Here is a 14,143-nt window from a genome sequence, read left to right as displayed (position 1 = left end):
GGGTAAACCCTTGAATTTGTCGTCGATCAGCGACGGATGCTGGGGTGGTCTGAAAAATCCCCAATGAAATCAAAGAGTTTTGGCTGTCAGGTATCGGCGACAGCCTCGTCTTCGCCGCTGTCGGGGGCGCCCGATCCGTCGCTCTTGAACAGGCCAGGGGTGAGCGCGTGCTTCTGCAGCAGGCGGTAGAACTCGGTGCGGTTGCGCTGGGCCAGGCGGGCGGCGTCTGCCACGTTGCCGTCGGTCATCTTGAGCAGGTCGACGAGGTAGTCGCGCTCGAAGCGCTGCCGGGCCTCGGTGAAGCTGAGCACCTCCACCGATGGGGTGCGCAGCGCGCGCTGCACCAGAGCCAGCGGCACCAGCGGCGTGGTGGACAGGGCGCAGACCTGCTCCACCACGTTGTAGAGCTGGCGCACGTTGCCGGGCCAGGTGGCCATGGTCAGGGCCTTGAGCGCCTCGGGCGCGAAGCCCGAGCTGCGCTTGCCGTACTTGGCCGCCAGCTTGGCCAGGAAGTGGTTCGCCAGCAGGGGGATGTCCTCGCGCCGCTCGGCCAGCGTGGGCAGGGTGAGCGTGACGACGTTGAGGCGGTAGTACAGGTCCTCGCGGAACTGGCCCTCGGCCATGGCGGCTTCCAGGTCGCGGTGGGTGGCCGAGACGATGCGCACGTCCACCGGCACCGACTGGCTGGAGCCCAGCGGCCGCACCGCGCGTTCCTGCAGCACGCGCAGCAGCTTGACCTGCAGCGCCGGCGGCATGTCGCCGATCTCATCGAGCAGCAGGGTGCCGCCGTCGGCTGCCTGGAACAGGCCCTTGTGGTTGGCCACGGCGTCGGTGAAGGCGCCCTTCATGTGGCCGAACAGTTCGGATTCGAGCAGGGCCTCGGGGATGGCGCCGCAGTTGACGGCCACGAAGGGCTTGCCGGCGCGCGCGCTGGCCTTGTGGATGGCGTGCGCCAGCATCTCCTTGCCGGTGCCCGAATCGCCGCGCAGCAGCACGCTGGCGTCGCTCTGCGCGACCATGCGCGCCTCGGCCAGCAGGTCGTCCATTCGGTTGGAGCGGCTGACGATGTCGCGGCGCCAGGCTTCGTCGGCGCGCCGCGAGGGGCCGGCCGGCGTGCTCAGGGCCAGGGCCTGGGCGATCTTGTCGAGCAGTTCCTTGGCTTCGTAGGGCTTGGTGAGGTAGCCGAACACGCCGCGCGCGGTGGCGTCCACGGCGTCGGGGATGGTGCCGTGCGCGGTGAGCAGGATGACCGGCAGCGAGGGATGGCGCGCGCGCACCTCGGCGAACAGGGCCAGGCCGTCGCGCCCGGGCAGGCGCACGTCGGACAGCACGAGCTGGGGGCGCTCGATCTCGAGCTGGGCCAGCGCGGCCTCGGCCGAGCCCACGGCCGTGACCTGGTAGCCCGCCGAGCCCAGACGCATGGACAGCAGGCGCAGCATGTCCGGGTCGTCGTCGACGACGAGGATGCGGGCGCGGTGGTGCGGGTGTTCGCTCATGCCGGCCTCCCGGTCACGGTGCGCGCGGCGCGGGCGCGGCGGGCGCTGGCGCGCGGTTGTTGATGCTGCGTTCGATGGCGCGCATGGCCTCCAGGCGTTCGTTGAGCTGGTCGATGCGGCGCTGGTGCTCGCGCAATTGCGCGGCCTGCTTGTCCATGGCTTCCTCGAGCTTGCGCTGCTCCATGAAGCGCTGCACGAGCAGGCGCGCCAGCGGCTTGAGCGGCGCGGCCTCGGGCGCCGGGCTGTTCGCCACGCGTTGGGCCAGGCCTAGCGCGCGGGCCGTCTCCACCGGCTGGTTCAGGTGCATCAGCGCGAGCGAGAGCTGCAACTGCCGCTCGGGGACGCCGCCCGGGTCGCCCAGGGCGGCGATCTCCAGGCTCAGTTCGGCGGGTGTGAGCCCGCGTACCCGGTCGGCGTAGCGCAGCAGTTGCGCGGCGGCCTCGCCTTCGGGCGCACTGGCCGGTGCGGCTTGCACCAGTGAGGTGGCCACTTGGGTGGCAGGGGGCGCGGCCACGGGCGCAGGTGTCGGTGCCTGCGGTGGCCGGGGCGTCGCCGCGCTCACGGGGGCCGGGGGCGCGCTGGCCGGTGCAGGCGGCAGGGGCGTGGTGGCGCACGCGCTCAGGGCGCAGGTGGCCAGCCAGAGCCCGACCCGGACATGGGTCTGGTCGAAGCGGGCAGGCGCCGTGGGGCGCGCGGAGTCATGTGGCATGGGGCAGCTCGATGCGGAAGTGGGCGCCCGGGGAGCCGGCGAGCAACTCGACGCGGCCACCGTGGGCGACGATGTATTCATGGACGATGGACAGGCCGATGCCGGTGCCACGCACCGCGCCCTCGGGCTGACGTTCGCCCCGGTAAAAGGGCTCGAAGATGCGGTCGCGGTCCGCCAGGGCCACGCCGGGCCCCTGGTCGACGATGTCGACGCTCACGCGGCCGGGCAGGCTCAGCAGCACCAGGCGGATGGTGCCACCTTGCGGTGAAAAACGGATGGCGTTGAGCAGAAGATTGCCGATGGCCGAAGCCATTTTTTCGCGATCGACCTGCAGCCAGACCGGCTCTCCCTCGACGCTGATTCGCAGGCCATGCGCCAGCCAGTGCAGGCGCTGGGCCTCGACCAGGTCGTCGAGCAGGGCGCGCAGGTCGGTGCGCTCGCGCTTGAGCTGGCGCGCTTCGAAGGCCAGGGCGTTGAAGCGCAGCAGCGCCTCGATCTGCGTTTGCAGCACCTGGGTGTTGTGCTGCAGGATGTTCACCACCTCGGCCTGGTCGGGGTTAAGCGGGCCGGCGATGCCGTCCCCCAGCACGGACACACCCTCGCGCAGCGAGGCCAGGGGCGTCTTCAGCTCGTGCGAGATATGGCGCAGGAAGCGCGCCTTGTCGGCGTCGAGTTCCATCAGGCGCAGACGCAGCCAGTCGAGCTGCTGGCCCACGCGGCGCACGTCGCGCGGACCGACGATGTCGATCGGCTGGTCGAGCCGGTTCTCGCCGAGCGAGACGATGGCGCGCTCCAGCCGCTTGAAGGGTTTGGCCAGCCAGATGCCGAAGCCCAGCGCCATGCCCGCGGCCAGCAGGATGGCGCCGGTGACGATGCGGGTGAGCTGGTCCTGGTTGCGCTGGAAGCGCGCCTGCAGCGCGGCGTTGCGCGCGGCGATGATGGACTGCACCTTCTGTGCGATGGAGGCGCTGTGGCCGTCGAGCTCGCGGAAGGCGCGCGCCACGTCGCGCTCGCGGTCCAGCGCGGTCTCGGGCGGGCCGTCGAGCAGCTCGGCCACCACCTGCATCCGTTCGCGCCAGTTCTGCGCGAACTCGGGCGGCAGTTCGTTGTCCTGCAGGCGCTGCAGGATATTGCGAGCGTCCTCCGCGGCCTCGCTGAAGCGCTGGCGCAACTGGTTGTCGCGCAGCACCAGCGACTGGCGCGCCGCGCGCTCCATGGTGAGGCTGCGTTCGGACAGCGACTGCGCGGCCGTGGACAGGGCGATGGCCTGCTCCGCGCCCTCGCGGCTTTGCTGCAGCAGGGTCTCGAGCGAGAGCAGCGAGCGCACCGCCGCGCCACCGAGCAGTGCCCCGATGAGCAGGAAGGCGACCAGCAGCAGCTGCTGGAAGGAGAGCGAGGAGGGTCGCACGCGCTCCCTTGCCTCAGGCGGCTTCGCGCACCATGACCTCGCCGCGCAGCGAGTGCGGCAGGGCCTGGGTGATGCGCACGTCGAGCATCTGACCGATCAGGCGCGCGCCCTGCGGGCCGCCGTCGAAGTTGACGATGCGGTTGCACTCGGTGCGGCCCATGAGTTCGGGCGCGCCGGTCGGCCCCAGGCGGCGCGCGGCGCCTTCCACCAGGATGCGCTGCACCGTGCCTTCGCGGCTGGCGCTGATGCGGCGCACGTTGGCCTCGATGGTGGCCTGCAGGTGCTGCAGGCGCTTGAGCTTGACCTCGTGCGGCGTGTCGTCGGTGAGGTTGGCTGCGGGTGTGCCTGGGCGCGGGCTGAAGATGAAGGAGAAGCTGCTGTCGAAGCCCACGTCCTCGATCAGTTTCATCATCTTGTTGAAGTCGTCCTCGGTCTCGCCCGGGAAGCCGACGATGAAGTCGCTGCTCATGGAGATATCGGGCCGGATCGCGCGCAGCTTGCGGATCGTGCTCTTGTATTCCATGGCGGTGTAACCGCGCTTCATGGCCATGAGGATGCGGTCGCTGCCGTGCTGCACGGGCAGGTGCAGGTGGTTCACGAGCTTGGGCACCTTCGCGTAGGCCTCGATCAGGCGCGGCGTGAACTCATTGGGGTGGCTGGTGGTGTAGCGAATGCGCTCGATGCCAGGAATCTCGGCCACGTACTCGATGAGCAGGGCGAAGTCGGCGATCTCGGTCGTGTCGCCCATGGCGCCGCGGTAGGCGTTGACGTTCTGGCCCAGCAGCGTCACCTCCTTCACGCCCTGGTCGGCCAAGCCGGCGATCTCCACCAGCACGTCGTCGAAGGGGCGGCTCACTTCCTCGCCGCGCGTGTAGGGCACTACGCAGTAGCTGCAGTACTTGGAGCAGCCTTCCATGATGGAGACGAAGGCCGAGGCGCCGTCCACCTTGGCGGGAGGCAGGTGGTCGAACTTCTCGATTTCGGGGAAGCTGATGTCCACCTGAGGCTTCGCCTGGCGCTCGCGCTGCGCGAGCAGCTCGGGCAGGCGGTGCAGGGTCTGCGGGCCGAAGACCACGTCCACGAAAGGCGCGCGCTGGATGATGGCCTCGCCCTCCTGGCTGGCCACGCAGCCGCCCACGCCGATGAGCACGCCCTTCTGCTTGAGGTGCTTCACGCGGCCGAGGTCGGAGAAGACCTTCTCCTGCGCCTTCTCGCGCACCGAGCAGGTGTTGAAGAGGATCAGGTCGGCCTGCTCGGGGTCGTCGGTGGGCTCATAGCCCTGGGCCGCGCCCAGCACGTCGGCCATCTTGTCCGAGTCGTACTCGTTCATCTGACAACCGAAGGTCTTGATGAACACCTTTTTGTGTGGGATCTGTTCGCTCATGGCATGGCTCCTGCGGGCGCGGTGCGCCCGGTGCGCCCCGTGGCGGGGCGCGTATTCACGTGGGGTCAGTTGGCTTTCGCGGGCAGGGTGGTCGGCGTGGCCGCGCCCTGCTGCGATTCGAATTCGAAGTTGCGTTCGACGCCCAACGTGCGGCGGCGTTCCTTCTTCTCGGCCTCGTTGAGGACCCAGACCTGGGTGACCTGGCCCTGGCGGTCCATGAGGTAGTTGACCGTGAGCTCTCGGTTCACCAGCGCGGCCGACTGTCGTATGCGGTTGCCTTCGTCGAGGATGCGTGCGCCGGGCGTGAAGCGGGTGATCCGATCGTCCATCTCGAGGTACGGCGGCTGCTTGACGGTCATGGTGCCGCGCAAGGCCTGCCTGGGGAACTGGCGCACGCCCGGCTGGGCGCCGATGGCGGGCGCTGGCAGGATCGTGGTGGTGGTCGTCGTGGTGGTGCTGGTGGTGGATGCTTCGGATTGCGCCTGGGCGGCGCCACCGAAGGCCAGCAAGGCCACGATCGTGAGGGGCTTGAGACAGCGGTTCATGGTGTAGATCCAGAGGCTGAACGAAGGGCGCGATTGTCTCACGCGCTCACGTCACCGCCAGCGGATCGGCTCCAGGCTCACGCTGCCGCGCTCGCTGCTCAAGGTGAGCACGCCTTCGAGCACGGTGGCCTGCAACTGCATGCTGCGCTCGGCCAGCGCCGCCAGGGCGGGCGCGGCCTCGGCCGGCAGGCGCCAGACCTGCAATTTGTCCAGCCGCGTGAGCTTGCCTTCGATGCCGCGCCACCAGACCTCGGCCGCGGGTCCGAACGGGTAGACGCGCACCGCGTCGGCCTGGCTGCAGGCCTTGGCCATCGGCTTGTCCTCGGGCTGGCCCACCTCCACCCACAGGCGCTTGCGGCCGGTGAAGTCGGTGAGGTGCAGGTCGGGGTCGTCCGGGTCGGACAGGCCCGCCCCGAAGGCCAGGGTGCCGTCGCCCTTGCAGGTGTCGACCAGTTCGTGCGCGTTCAGGGCCAGCGCGGCCAGGCGGACCATCATGCGCTCGTCGGTCTCGCTGGGGTGGCGGGCCAGGGTGAGGGCGTGGTCGGCGTAATAGCCGTGGTCGATGTCGGCGACCTGCAGGTTCGCCTTGAAGACGGTGGACTTGAGGGCCATGGCGGATCGGGCGGCGGGAATGAAAAAGGCGGGTTCCGTTGCCGGAACCCGCCTCGCGAATCTGGTGGCGATAGGTGGACTTGAACCACCGACATCAGCATTATGAATGCTGCGCTCTAACCAACTGAGCTATATCGCCGAAGCCCGGCATTATATCCCAAGCGCCGGGGCGGTCTGGAAGGCCTCAGACGTTGCGGAAGTCGGGTTTGCGCTTTTCCACGAACGCGGCCATGCCTTCCTTTTGGTCCTGGGTGGCGAACAGGGCGTGGAACATGCGGCGCTCGAACATCACGCCGTCCGACAGGCCGCTTTCGAAGGCGCGGTTGACCGATTCCTTGGCCGCCATCACGGCGAGCTGGGAGAAGTCGCAGATGATGAGCGCGGCGCCCAGGGCCTCGTCCATGAGCTTGTCCAGCGGCACCACGCGGCTCACCAGGCCGGCGCGCTCGGCCTCGGTGGCGTCCATCATGCGGCCGGTGAGCGCCAGGTCCATGGCCTTGGACTTGCCCACGGCGCGCGGCAGGCGCTGCGTGCCGCCGGCACCGGGGATGATGCCCAGCTTGATCTCGGGCTGGCCGAATTTGGCGTTGTCGGCGGCGATGATGAAGTCGCACATCATGGCCAGCTCGCAGCCGCCGCCGAGCGCGAAGCCGCTCACGGCCGCGATCACGGGCTTGCGCACCGAGCGGATGGTTTCCCAGTTGCGGGTGATGTAGTCGCCCTTGTAGACATCAGCGAAGGTGTAGGTCGCCATGGCGCCGATATCGGCGCCCGCGGCGAAGGCCTTCTCGCTGCCGGTGACGATCATGCAGCCGATGTTCTCGTCGGCGTCGAAGGCCTTGAGCGCGGCGCCCAGCTCGTCCATGAGCTGGTTGTTCAGCGCGTTGAGCTGCTTGGGGCGGTTGAGCGTGACGATGCCGACGCGGCCTTCGGTGCGCACGGTGATGCATTCGGGGGCGGTGCTCATGGATCTCCTCGGGGTGGTGGTTCTGTCCAACCAATCACTATAGCCTCAGGGAAAATATTAGCCGACCGATCGGTTGGTTAATGGTAAATTGCCGCCCAGCCACCCAACGAGGAGACACGATGAGCGACACCACCGTGGTGTACGAGGAACGCGGGGCCGTGGCCCTGCTGACCCTGAACCGCCCCGAGGCGCTGAACAGCTTCACCCGCGCCATGCACCGGGACCTGTGGGCCGCGCTGGACCGCGCCGAGGCCAATGCCGCTGTCCGTGCGCTGGTCATCACCGGCGCGGGGCGCGGCTTCTGCGCGGGCGCCGACCTGGCCGAGTTCGATTTCGAGCCCGGCCCGGACCTGGTGCAGCGCGCCGACCCCGGCCCGGTGATCGAGCAGGCCTTCAACCCCACGGCGCGCCGGCTGATGGCGCTGCGCATGCCCACCATCGCGGCCGTCAATGGCGTGGCGGCGGGCGCGGGCGCCTCCATGGCCATGTGCTGCGACATCGCCATCGCCGCGCCCAACGCCAGCTTCATCCAGGCCTTCAGCAAGATCGGCCTGATCCCCGATGCCGGCGGTAGCTGGTTGCTGGTGGAGCGCCTGGGTCTGGCGCGCGCCATGGCTCTGGCCATGACGGGCGACAAGCTGCCGGCCCAGCAGGCGAAGGACTGGGGCATGGTCTGGGACGTGGCCGAGGATTGCGTGGCCAGCGCCCTGGCTCTGGCCGACAAGCTCGCGGCCATGCCTACCAAGGCCTTGGTGGCCACGCGTGGCCTGCTGCGCGACGCCTCCACGCGCAGCTTCACGCAACAACTCGACGCCGAGCGCGACACGCAGTCGGCCCTGGGCAAGACGCACGATTACATCGAGGGCGTGATGGCCTTTCGCGAGAAGCGCCCCGCGCGCTTCAAGGGGGAGTGATGACGCCTGAACAACGCGCCGCCCGTGTGGGCGAATCCATGTTCGCCGTCGACGTGGCAAGCAAGGACACCATGGGCATGGAACTGCTGGCCTGCGGGCCCGGCCGCGCCACCATGCGCATGGCGGTGAAGCCCCTGCACCTCAACGGCCACCAGATCTGCCACGGCGGCTTCATCTTCACGCTGGCCGATTCCACTTTCGCTTTTGCCTGCAACAGCCACAACAAGAACGCCGTGGCCGCCGGCTGCAGCATCGAGTTCCTGCGCCCCGCGCACGCGGGCGACGTGCTCACCTGCGAGGGTGTGGAACAGACGCTGTCGGGCCGCCACGGCATCTACGACATGAAGGTCAGCAACCAGCGCGGCGAGGTGGTGGCGATGTTCCGCGGCAAGAGCGCGCAGATCCCCGGCCATGTGTTTCCCGAAGAGGCCAAGGCATGAACAGTTTTCCGCTTGAACCCATCGAAAAGGCCAGCGTCGACGAATTGCGCGGCCTGCAGCTCAAGCGCCTGCGCGCCACGCTGGCCCACGCCTACGCCAACTCTCCCGTGTACCGGGCCAAGTTCGACGCGGCCGGCGTGCACCCGGACGACTGCCGCTCGCTCGACGACCTGGCGAAGTTTCCCTTCACCACCAAGGCCGACCTGCGCGACAACTACCCCTTCGGCATGTTCGCCGTGCCGCGCGAGCGCTGCGCGCGCATCCACGCCAGCAGCGGCACCACGGGCAAGCCCACGGTGGTGGGCTACACCCAGCGCGACATCGACACCTGGGCGCACGTGGTGGCGCGCAGTATCCGCGCCAGCGGCGCGCGCCCTGGCGACCTGGTGCACGTGAGCTACGGCTACGGCCTGTTCACCGGTGGCCTGGGCGCGCACTACGGCGCCGAAAAGCTGGGCCTGACGGTGGTGCCCTTCGGCGGCGGCCAGACCGAGCGCCAGGTGCAGCTGATGCAGGACTTCCGGCCCGACATCATCATGGTCACGCCGAGCTACATGCTGGCCATCGCCGACGAGTTCGAGCGCCAGGGCCTGGACCCGCGCGAGAGCAGCCTTCGCATCGGCATCTTCGGCGCCGAGCCCTGGACCAACGACATGCGTCTGGCCATCGAGCAGCGCATGGGCATCGACGCGGTGGACATCTACGGCCTCTCCGAGGTGATGGGCCCCGGCGTGGCCAACGAGTGTGTGGAAACCAAGGACGGCCCGACCATCTGGGAGGACCACTTCTACCCCGAGATCATCGACCCCGAGACCGGCGAGGTGCTGCCCGACGGCGAGCTGGGCGAGCTGGTGTTCACCAGCCTCACGAAAGAGGCGCTGCCGATCATCCGCTACCGCACGCGCGACCTGACGCGCCTGCTGCCGGGTACGGCGCGCACCATGCGCCGCATGGAGAAGATCACGGGCCGCAGCGACGACATGATGATCGTGCGCGGCGTGAACGTGTTCCCCACGCAGATCGAGGAACTGATCCTCAAGCGCAGCGCGCTGACCGCGCACTACCAGTGCGTGCTCACGCGCGAGGGCCCCATGGACAGCCTGACCGTGCGCGTGGAGACGCGCCCGGGCCTGTCGCCCGAGGCCGAGGAGGCGCGCGGCGCCGCGCGTGAACTGCAGCACGACGTGAAGACCTTCGTGGGCACCAGCATCGAGGTGGTGCTGATCGCCGAAGGCGGCGTGGAGCGCAGCCAGGGCAAGGCCAAGCGGGTGATCGACCAACGGCCGAGATGAATCGCACGGGCGGGGGCGGGTTTGTGGTGAATTGAGGTCAAACCCGCTGGTCACCCCTGGGGGGTATCGTTACATTCCCGGCGAAAACCTGGGATGTGATGGACAAACAGCTCATCTTCTTCAAGACGGACCAGGGCCGCGAGGCCCTGACCAGCCGCCCCGCCGGCCTCGGCCCGCGCCTGCGTTCCCTGTTGATCATGGTGGACGGCAAGCGCAGCGTGGCCGAGTTCGACAAGCTGCTGGGGGCCGACGCGGCCCCCTTGCTGGAGCAACTGGCCGCGCAGGGCTGGGTGGAGAGCGACGCAGCCACGACGGGCGCTGCGCTCAACGGTGCCGCCGGTGCCGCCGGTGGCGCCGTGTCAGGTGTGCCCGTGCTCACCGATGCCGTGCCCGCCGCGCCGGCACTGCCTTTCGCCGACGCGCGCCGCCTGGTGGTGCGCTTCGTCAACGATCAGCTCGGCCCCATGGGCGAGCCGCTGGCCATGCGCGTCGAGGGCTGCAAGACGCCGGCCGATCTGCAGGCCATCCTGCCGCGCGTGCGCGACGGCCTGCTCAACTTCAAGAACGCCGCGACGGTCGCGCAGTTCGATCAGGACGTGGCCTCGCGCCTGCCCTGAGGCGGCACGGACCACGGTGGCGCTCAGGCGCTCAACCACCCCGCCAAGCGCTGGGCATCGTCCACGCCCAGGCGCAGGGCCTGCTGCTCGGCGGGCCAGTTCAGCGTCAGCCTCAGCATCTGCCGGTCGCGCGAGACCAGGGCCGTGAGCTTCACGCGCTCGCCGCGCAGGGCGTCGACCTCGTCCAGGCGGTGCACGCGCCAGGCCTCCGCCGGTGCGCCGCGCCGCGCGGGCGCAAACTCCACGCCCAGCCACTCGTCACCCGCCGCGAAGCCGGCGGCCTCGGCGGCGCCACCCCGCAACACGGTCTTGATGGTGAGCGCGCCGCCCGCTTCGCCCACGCGCAGGCCCAGGCGCTGGGCGAGCGGCGCGGCGTCGTGCTGCACCTTGGCGCCCAGGGCCTTGAGCAGTCGCTCCGCGGGCAGGTCATCCGTGCCGTGCACCCAGGCGGCGAGTTCACCGTCGTAGGCGCGACCACCGACGCGGCGCAGCGCCGCGCGCACGTCGCTCTCGCGCATGGGGCCGCCCCCGCAGCGGCGCCAGAGCTCGCGCATGAGTTCGTCCAGCGAGCCGCTGCCCTCATCGCGCAGCGTGAGGTCCAGGCACAACGCCACCAGCGCGCCCTTGGTGTAGTAGCTCACGGTGGCGTTGGGCGTGTTCTCGCCGATGCGGTAGTACTTCACCCAGGCGTCGAAGCTGGCCTGGGCCACGCTTTGCAGCAGGCGCCCGGGGGTCTGGTTCACCTGGTTGATGTTCTTGGCCACGAGCTGCAGGTAGGTGGCGTCGTCGATCAGGCCCGCGCGGCGCAGGAACAGGTCGTCGTAGTAGCTGGTGAAGCCTTCGAAGAACCACAACAGCTCGGTGTAGTTTTCGCTGTCGTAGCCGTAGCGCGCGAACTCCTTGGGACGCAGGCGCTTGACGTTCCAGGTGTGGAAGTACTCGTGGCTGATGAGGCCCAGCAGCGTGGTGTAGCCGTCGGTGGCCTTGAGCGCGCGGTCCTTGGCGCCGGCGCGCGGCAGGTCGTTGCGCTGGCAGATGAGGGCCGTGCTGTTGCGGTGCTCGAGGCCGCCGTAGCCGTCGCCGCTGGCGTGCAGCATGAAGACGTAGCGATCGAAGGGCGGGGCGCCGTCGCCGTGCCAGAAAGCGATCTGCGTCTCGCAGATGCGGCGTGTGTCCTCCACCAGTCGTTCGGTGTCGACCCAGCCGCCCGCGCCGGTGAGCACGAAGCGGTGCGGCACGCCACCGGCCACGAACTCGGCGCTGAAGAAGCGGCCGAGCGTGAAGGGGCAATCGGCGAGGTAGTCGTAATCGGCGGCGAGGTAGTCGCCGAAGCCGTCGTCGTCCAGGCCCGTGGCGCCGAGGCCGCTGACCGCCTGCCAGTCGTCAGGCGCGGCGCCGCGCTCGAGCGTCAGCGCGTGGGGTTTGTCTTCGAGGCCGATGGCGCGCAGGCAGGTGCTGGTGGCGTTGAAGAAGCCGCGCGTGGCGTCCAGGAAGGCGGTGCGCACCGAAGCGTCGAAGGCGTAGACCTGGTAGCGCAGTTCCAGCGGCTGGCCTGCGGCGCAGTCGGCCTGCCAGCGGTGTTTGTCGAGCTGCTTGAGCGGCACCTCGTGGCCGCCCTGGCGTGCGCTCAGGCCCTGCAGGTGCTGGGAGAACTCGCGCACCAGGTAGCTGCCCGGAATCCACACCGGCAACGCGAAGCGCTGCCCGGCGGCGGGTTGGTCGACGGTGAGCGTGACCGTGAACAGGTGGCTGTGCGAGTTCTCCACCGCGATGCGGTAGTGAACGGCGGCGGCCGCGTCGCGCGGGGAACGGCGCCCTCGGCTCATTTGGCCTTGGCGCTCTTGAGCAGGGTCTCCAGGCGCTCCGCATCCACCGCGCCCGGCACGCGCGTGCCATCGACGAAGAAGATGGTGGGCGTGCCGTTGATGCGAAGGTCACGCCCCAGGGCCACGTTGCGCTCCACGGCGGCGGTGTCGCAACTGGCGTTCGGGATGGCGGTGCCGCGCACCATCCAGTCGAGGTAGGTCTTGCCCTTGTCCTTGGCGCACCAGAGCGACTGGGCTTTCTTCACCGAATCGGGGCCGAGGATGGGGTACATGAACACGTGGATGGTCACGTCCTCCACATCGGCCAGCGTTTTCTCCAGCCGCTTGCAGTAGCCGCAGTTGGGGTCGCTGAACACGGCGATCTGGCGGGTACCCTTGCCGTGCACCACCTTGAACGAATCCTTCAGGGGCAGGCTGGAGAAATCGACCGCGCTGAGTTTCTGCGTGCGCTGCTCGGTCAGATCCACGCGGTTGCGGGTGTCGAAGATCGAGCCCTGCATCAGGTAGTTGCCCTCGCTGTCCGAGTAGAGGATCTCGGAGCGGTTGATGCGGATCTCCCAGACGCCGGGGAAGGGCGTCTTGCTGACCTCTTCGATGGGCGGCAGGTTGGGCAGGCGCTCGCTCAGGTTCTTGCGGATGGTGGCTTCGTTGGCCGAGGCGGCGAAGGCCAGGCACGCGAGCAGCGGCAGCCATAGGGACTTGAACGAGAGTTTCATGAATGGGCCTCGTGGGAAACCGTGTAGGAAGGGGGCGTGGCGGTTCAGAGCGACAGGCCCATGGCCTGGCGCGCGAACCAGCGCTTGAGCGGGCCGCTGCGGTGAAAGCCGGCGAGCCCGCGGTTGCGCAGCAACTGCACGCGCGGATCGCTCAGGCCGAACAGGGAGAACAGGCCGTCGGTGACGGCGGACATGGCCTGAACGTCGGCCGCGCGGGCGCGTTCGTAGCGTCTGAGCAGTTTGGCGTCGCCGAGTTCGCGCCAGTACTCGCGGGCGTGCAGCACGCGGGCCAGCTCGGCGGCGTCGGCCAGGCCCAGGTTCAGGCCCTGGCCGGCCAGCGGGTGCACGGCGTGGGCGGCGTCGCCGGCCAGGGCCACGGCGCCCTGCGGGGTATGGGTGAACCAGCGCTGCGCGCGGGAGAGCTGCAGTGGCCAGGCCTGCGCCGGGGCCAACGGCGTGAGGGCGCCCAGGGCCTGGGCGCTGCGCGCCTGCACGGCCTCGGCGAAGGCCGCGGGCTCGGCCTTGAGCCATTCGTCGGCCTGCTGCGCCGGCAGCGACCACACCAGGGCGAGTTCGTGGCCGTCGGCGCCGCCCATGGGCAGCAGGGCCAGCACCTCGCCGTGGGCGAACCACTGGCGCGCCACGCCGCCGTGCGGCTGTTCGGCGCGCAGCCGCGCGGCCAGGGCCTTGTGAGGGTAGGCGTGGGTGTCGTAGTCGATGCCCAGGGCCTCCCGGGTGGCGCTGTGGCGGCCCTCGCACACCACCGTCAGGCGGGCGGGCGGGGCCTCGTTGACCCGTTCGACGCCGGCGGCGAAGCCCACCGCGTCGGCCAGGCGCTGTTCCAGCGCGGGCACGTCCACGATCCAGGCCAGGGCCTCGGCGCCCAATTCGCCCGCGTCGAAACCCAGTTGCCCGCCGTCGTCGCCCCAGACCTGCATGGCGCGCACGGGCGTCACGGCGCCGGGCACGGCGTCGGGCCAGGCGCGCAGGGACACGAGCAGCTCGCGCGAGGCCTTGTTCAGGGCGTAGGCGCGCACGTCGTGGGCGCGGGGAGGGGATTCGGGGGCCACCAGGGCCACGCGCAGGCGGTCTTGCGCGAGCAGCAGGGCCAGCGCCTGGCCCACCACGCCGGCGCCGCGGATGGCCACGTCGGCGCGTCGGGGGGAGGATGAACTGGGCATGAGCGGGATTCTAGGAGCGCGGCACAATCCGGCGTT

At 69.6% G+C, this 14,143-nt stretch carries 14 protein-coding genes and 1 tRNA gene; 4 read left to right on the top strand and 11 right to left on the bottom strand.

Going from position 1 to position 14,143, the window contains the following annotated elements; genetic code table 11:
* Nucleotides 1–86 precede the first annotated feature (86 nt).
* The 8 genes from BN948_RS14635 to BN948_RS14600 all read right to left on the bottom strand — a co-directional run bounded on the left by BN948_RS14635 (nt 87) and on the right by BN948_RS14600 (nt 7,121).
* The gene (locus BN948_RS14635) at nt 87–1,496 is read right to left on the bottom strand and encodes a sigma 54-interacting transcriptional regulator (protein WP_009517807.1); all 1,410 of its coding nucleotides are present in this window, start codon (nt 1,494–1,496) and stop codon (nt 87–89) included.
* Between the two features lie 13 nt (nt 1,497–1,509).
* The gene (locus BN948_RS14630; RefSeq protein ID WP_009517806.1) at nt 1,510–2,205 is read right to left on the bottom strand and encodes a translation initiation factor; all 696 of its coding nucleotides are present in this window, start codon (nt 2,203–2,205) and stop codon (nt 1,510–1,512) included.
* Nucleotides 2,195–3,613, bottom strand: coding sequence for an ATP-binding protein (locus BN948_RS14625; RefSeq protein WP_009517805.1), 1,419 nt, complete (start codon nt 3,611–3,613; stop codon nt 2,195–2,197). The genes BN948_RS14630 and BN948_RS14625 overlap by 11 nt, the downstream gene beginning before the upstream one ends.
* 13 nt (nt 3,614–3,626) lie before the next feature.
* A complete protein-coding gene (miaB, locus tag BN948_RS14620) occupies nt 3,627–4,997 on the bottom strand; it encodes a tRNA (N6-isopentenyl adenosine(37)-C2)-methylthiotransferase MiaB (protein WP_009517804.1) in 1,371 nt (456 codons plus the stop codon).
* A gap of 65 nt (nt 4,998–5,062) precedes the next feature.
* Complete coding sequence (locus tag BN948_RS25725) at nt 5,063–5,542, bottom strand: hypothetical protein (protein ID WP_009517802.1); 480 nt, start codon at nt 5,540–5,542, stop codon at nt 5,063–5,065.
* Between the two features lie 51 nt (nt 5,543–5,593).
* The gene (locus BN948_RS14610) at nt 5,594–6,154 is read right to left on the bottom strand and encodes a YaeQ family protein (RefSeq protein WP_009517801.1); all 561 of its coding nucleotides are present in this window, start codon (nt 6,152–6,154) and stop codon (nt 5,594–5,596) included.
* A 62-nt stretch (nt 6,155–6,216) separates the two neighbouring features.
* Nucleotides 6,217–6,293: transfer RNA gene (locus BN948_RS14605), tRNA-Met, on the bottom strand.
* 45 nt (nt 6,294–6,338) lie between these two features.
* Nucleotides 6,339–7,121 (bottom strand): enoyl-CoA hydratase, encoded by a 783-nt coding sequence (locus tag BN948_RS14600; protein ID WP_009517799.1) that lies wholly within the window; start codon nt 7,119–7,121, stop codon nt 6,339–6,341.
* A gap of 119 nt (nt 7,122–7,240) precedes the next feature.
* On the opposite strand from BN948_RS14600, the gene BN948_RS14595 reads away from it, so the two are divergent.
* The 4 genes from BN948_RS14595 (at nt 7,241) to BN948_RS25720 (ending at nt 10,384) form a co-directional block, all read left to right on the top strand.
* Entirely contained in the window at nt 7,241–8,035 is a 795-nt protein-coding gene (locus BN948_RS14595) for an enoyl-CoA hydratase-related protein (protein WP_009517798.1), read from the top strand.
* A 38-nt stretch (nt 8,036–8,073) separates the two neighbouring features.
* On the top strand, nt 8,074–8,475 hold the full coding sequence (gene paaI, locus BN948_RS14590) for a hydroxyphenylacetyl-CoA thioesterase PaaI (protein WP_411914400.1): 402 nt from the start codon (nt 8,074–8,076) through the stop codon (nt 8,473–8,475).
* Complete coding sequence (gene paaK / locus BN948_RS14585) at nt 8,472–9,767, top strand: phenylacetate--CoA ligase PaaK (RefSeq protein WP_009517796.1); 1,296 nt, start codon at nt 8,472–8,474, stop codon at nt 9,765–9,767. Before paaI ends, paaK begins: the two co-directional genes overlap by 4 nt.
* A 98-nt stretch (nt 9,768–9,865) precedes the next feature.
* On the top strand, nt 9,866–10,384 hold the full coding sequence (locus tag BN948_RS25720; RefSeq protein WP_009517795.1) for a hypothetical protein: 519 nt from the start codon (nt 9,866–9,868) through the stop codon (nt 10,382–10,384).
* A 23-nt stretch (nt 10,385–10,407) separates the two neighbouring features.
* On the opposite strand, the gene BN948_RS14575 is transcribed toward BN948_RS25720, so the two are convergent.
* The 3 genes from BN948_RS14575 to BN948_RS14565 are packed head-to-tail and all read right to left on the bottom strand — an operon-like array spanning nt 10,408 to nt 14,107.
* Nucleotides 10,408–12,210 (bottom strand): M61 family metallopeptidase, encoded by a 1,803-nt coding sequence (locus tag BN948_RS14575; protein WP_009517794.1) that lies wholly within the window; start codon nt 12,208–12,210, stop codon nt 10,408–10,410.
* On the bottom strand, nt 12,207–12,926 hold the full coding sequence (locus tag BN948_RS14570) for a DsbC family protein (RefSeq protein WP_009517793.1): 720 nt from the start codon (nt 12,924–12,926) through the stop codon (nt 12,207–12,209). Before BN948_RS14570 ends, BN948_RS14575 begins: the two co-directional genes overlap by 4 nt.
* Before the next feature lie 44 nt (nt 12,927–12,970).
* A complete protein-coding gene (locus BN948_RS14565; protein ID WP_009517792.1) occupies nt 12,971–14,107 on the bottom strand; it encodes an FAD-dependent monooxygenase in 1,137 nt (378 codons plus the stop codon).
* Between the last annotated feature and the right edge of the window lie 36 nt (nt 14,108–14,143).

Origin of the sequence: Hydrogenophaga intermedia (assembly GCF_000723405.1) — a bacterium.
Classification (GTDB): Bacteria; Pseudomonadota; Gammaproteobacteria; order Burkholderiales; family Burkholderiaceae_C; genus Hydrogenophaga; species Hydrogenophaga intermedia.
The sequence above is the reverse complement of the archived record's forward strand: the minus strand, read 5'-3'. Positions and strand labels throughout refer to the sequence as shown.

What these genes read in the sequence shown, in the direction of transcription:
- BN948_RS14600 (WP_009517799.1), bottom strand. Translation starts at nt 7,121, where the DNA reads ATGAGCACCGCCCCCGAATGCATCACCGTGCGCACCGAAGGCCGCGTC.
- BN948_RS14595 (WP_009517798.1), top strand. Translation starts at nt 7,241, where the DNA reads ATGAGCGACACCACCGTGGTGTACGAGGAACGCGGGGCCGTGGCCCTG.
- BN948_RS14575 (WP_009517794.1), bottom strand. Translation starts at nt 12,210, where the DNA reads ATGAGCCGAGGGCGCCGTTCCCCGCGCGACGCGGCCGCCGCCGTTCAC.
- paaI (WP_411914400.1), top strand. Translation starts at nt 8,074, where the DNA reads ATGTTCGCCGTCGACGTGGCAAGCAAGGACACCATGGGCATGGAACTG.
- BN948_RS14630 (WP_009517806.1), bottom strand. Translation starts at nt 2,205, where the DNA reads ATGCCACATGACTCCGCGCGCCCCACGGCGCCTGCCCGCTTCGACCAG.
- BN948_RS14610 (WP_009517801.1), bottom strand. Translation starts at nt 6,154, where the DNA reads ATGGCCCTCAAGTCCACCGTCTTCAAGGCGAACCTGCAGGTCGCCGAC.
- BN948_RS14570 (WP_009517793.1), bottom strand. Translation starts at nt 12,926, where the DNA reads ATGAAACTCTCGTTCAAGTCCCTATGGCTGCCGCTGCTCGCGTGCCTG.
- BN948_RS14635 (WP_009517807.1), bottom strand. Translation starts at nt 1,496, where the DNA reads ATGAGCGAACACCCGCACCACCGCGCCCGCATCCTCGTCGTCGACGAC.
- paaK (WP_009517796.1), top strand. Translation starts at nt 8,472, where the DNA reads ATGAACAGTTTTCCGCTTGAACCCATCGAAAAGGCCAGCGTCGACGAA.
- miaB (WP_009517804.1), bottom strand. Translation starts at nt 4,997, where the DNA reads ATGAGCGAACAGATCCCACACAAAAAGGTGTTCATCAAGACCTTCGGT.
- BN948_RS25725 (WP_009517802.1), bottom strand. Translation starts at nt 5,542, where the DNA reads ATGAACCGCTGTCTCAAGCCCCTCACGATCGTGGCCTTGCTGGCCTTC.
- BN948_RS14565 (WP_009517792.1), bottom strand. Translation starts at nt 14,107, where the DNA reads ATGCCCAGTTCATCCTCCCCCCGACGCGCCGACGTGGCCATCCGCGGC.
- BN948_RS25720 (WP_009517795.1), top strand. Translation starts at nt 9,866, where the DNA reads ATGGACAAACAGCTCATCTTCTTCAAGACGGACCAGGGCCGCGAGGCC.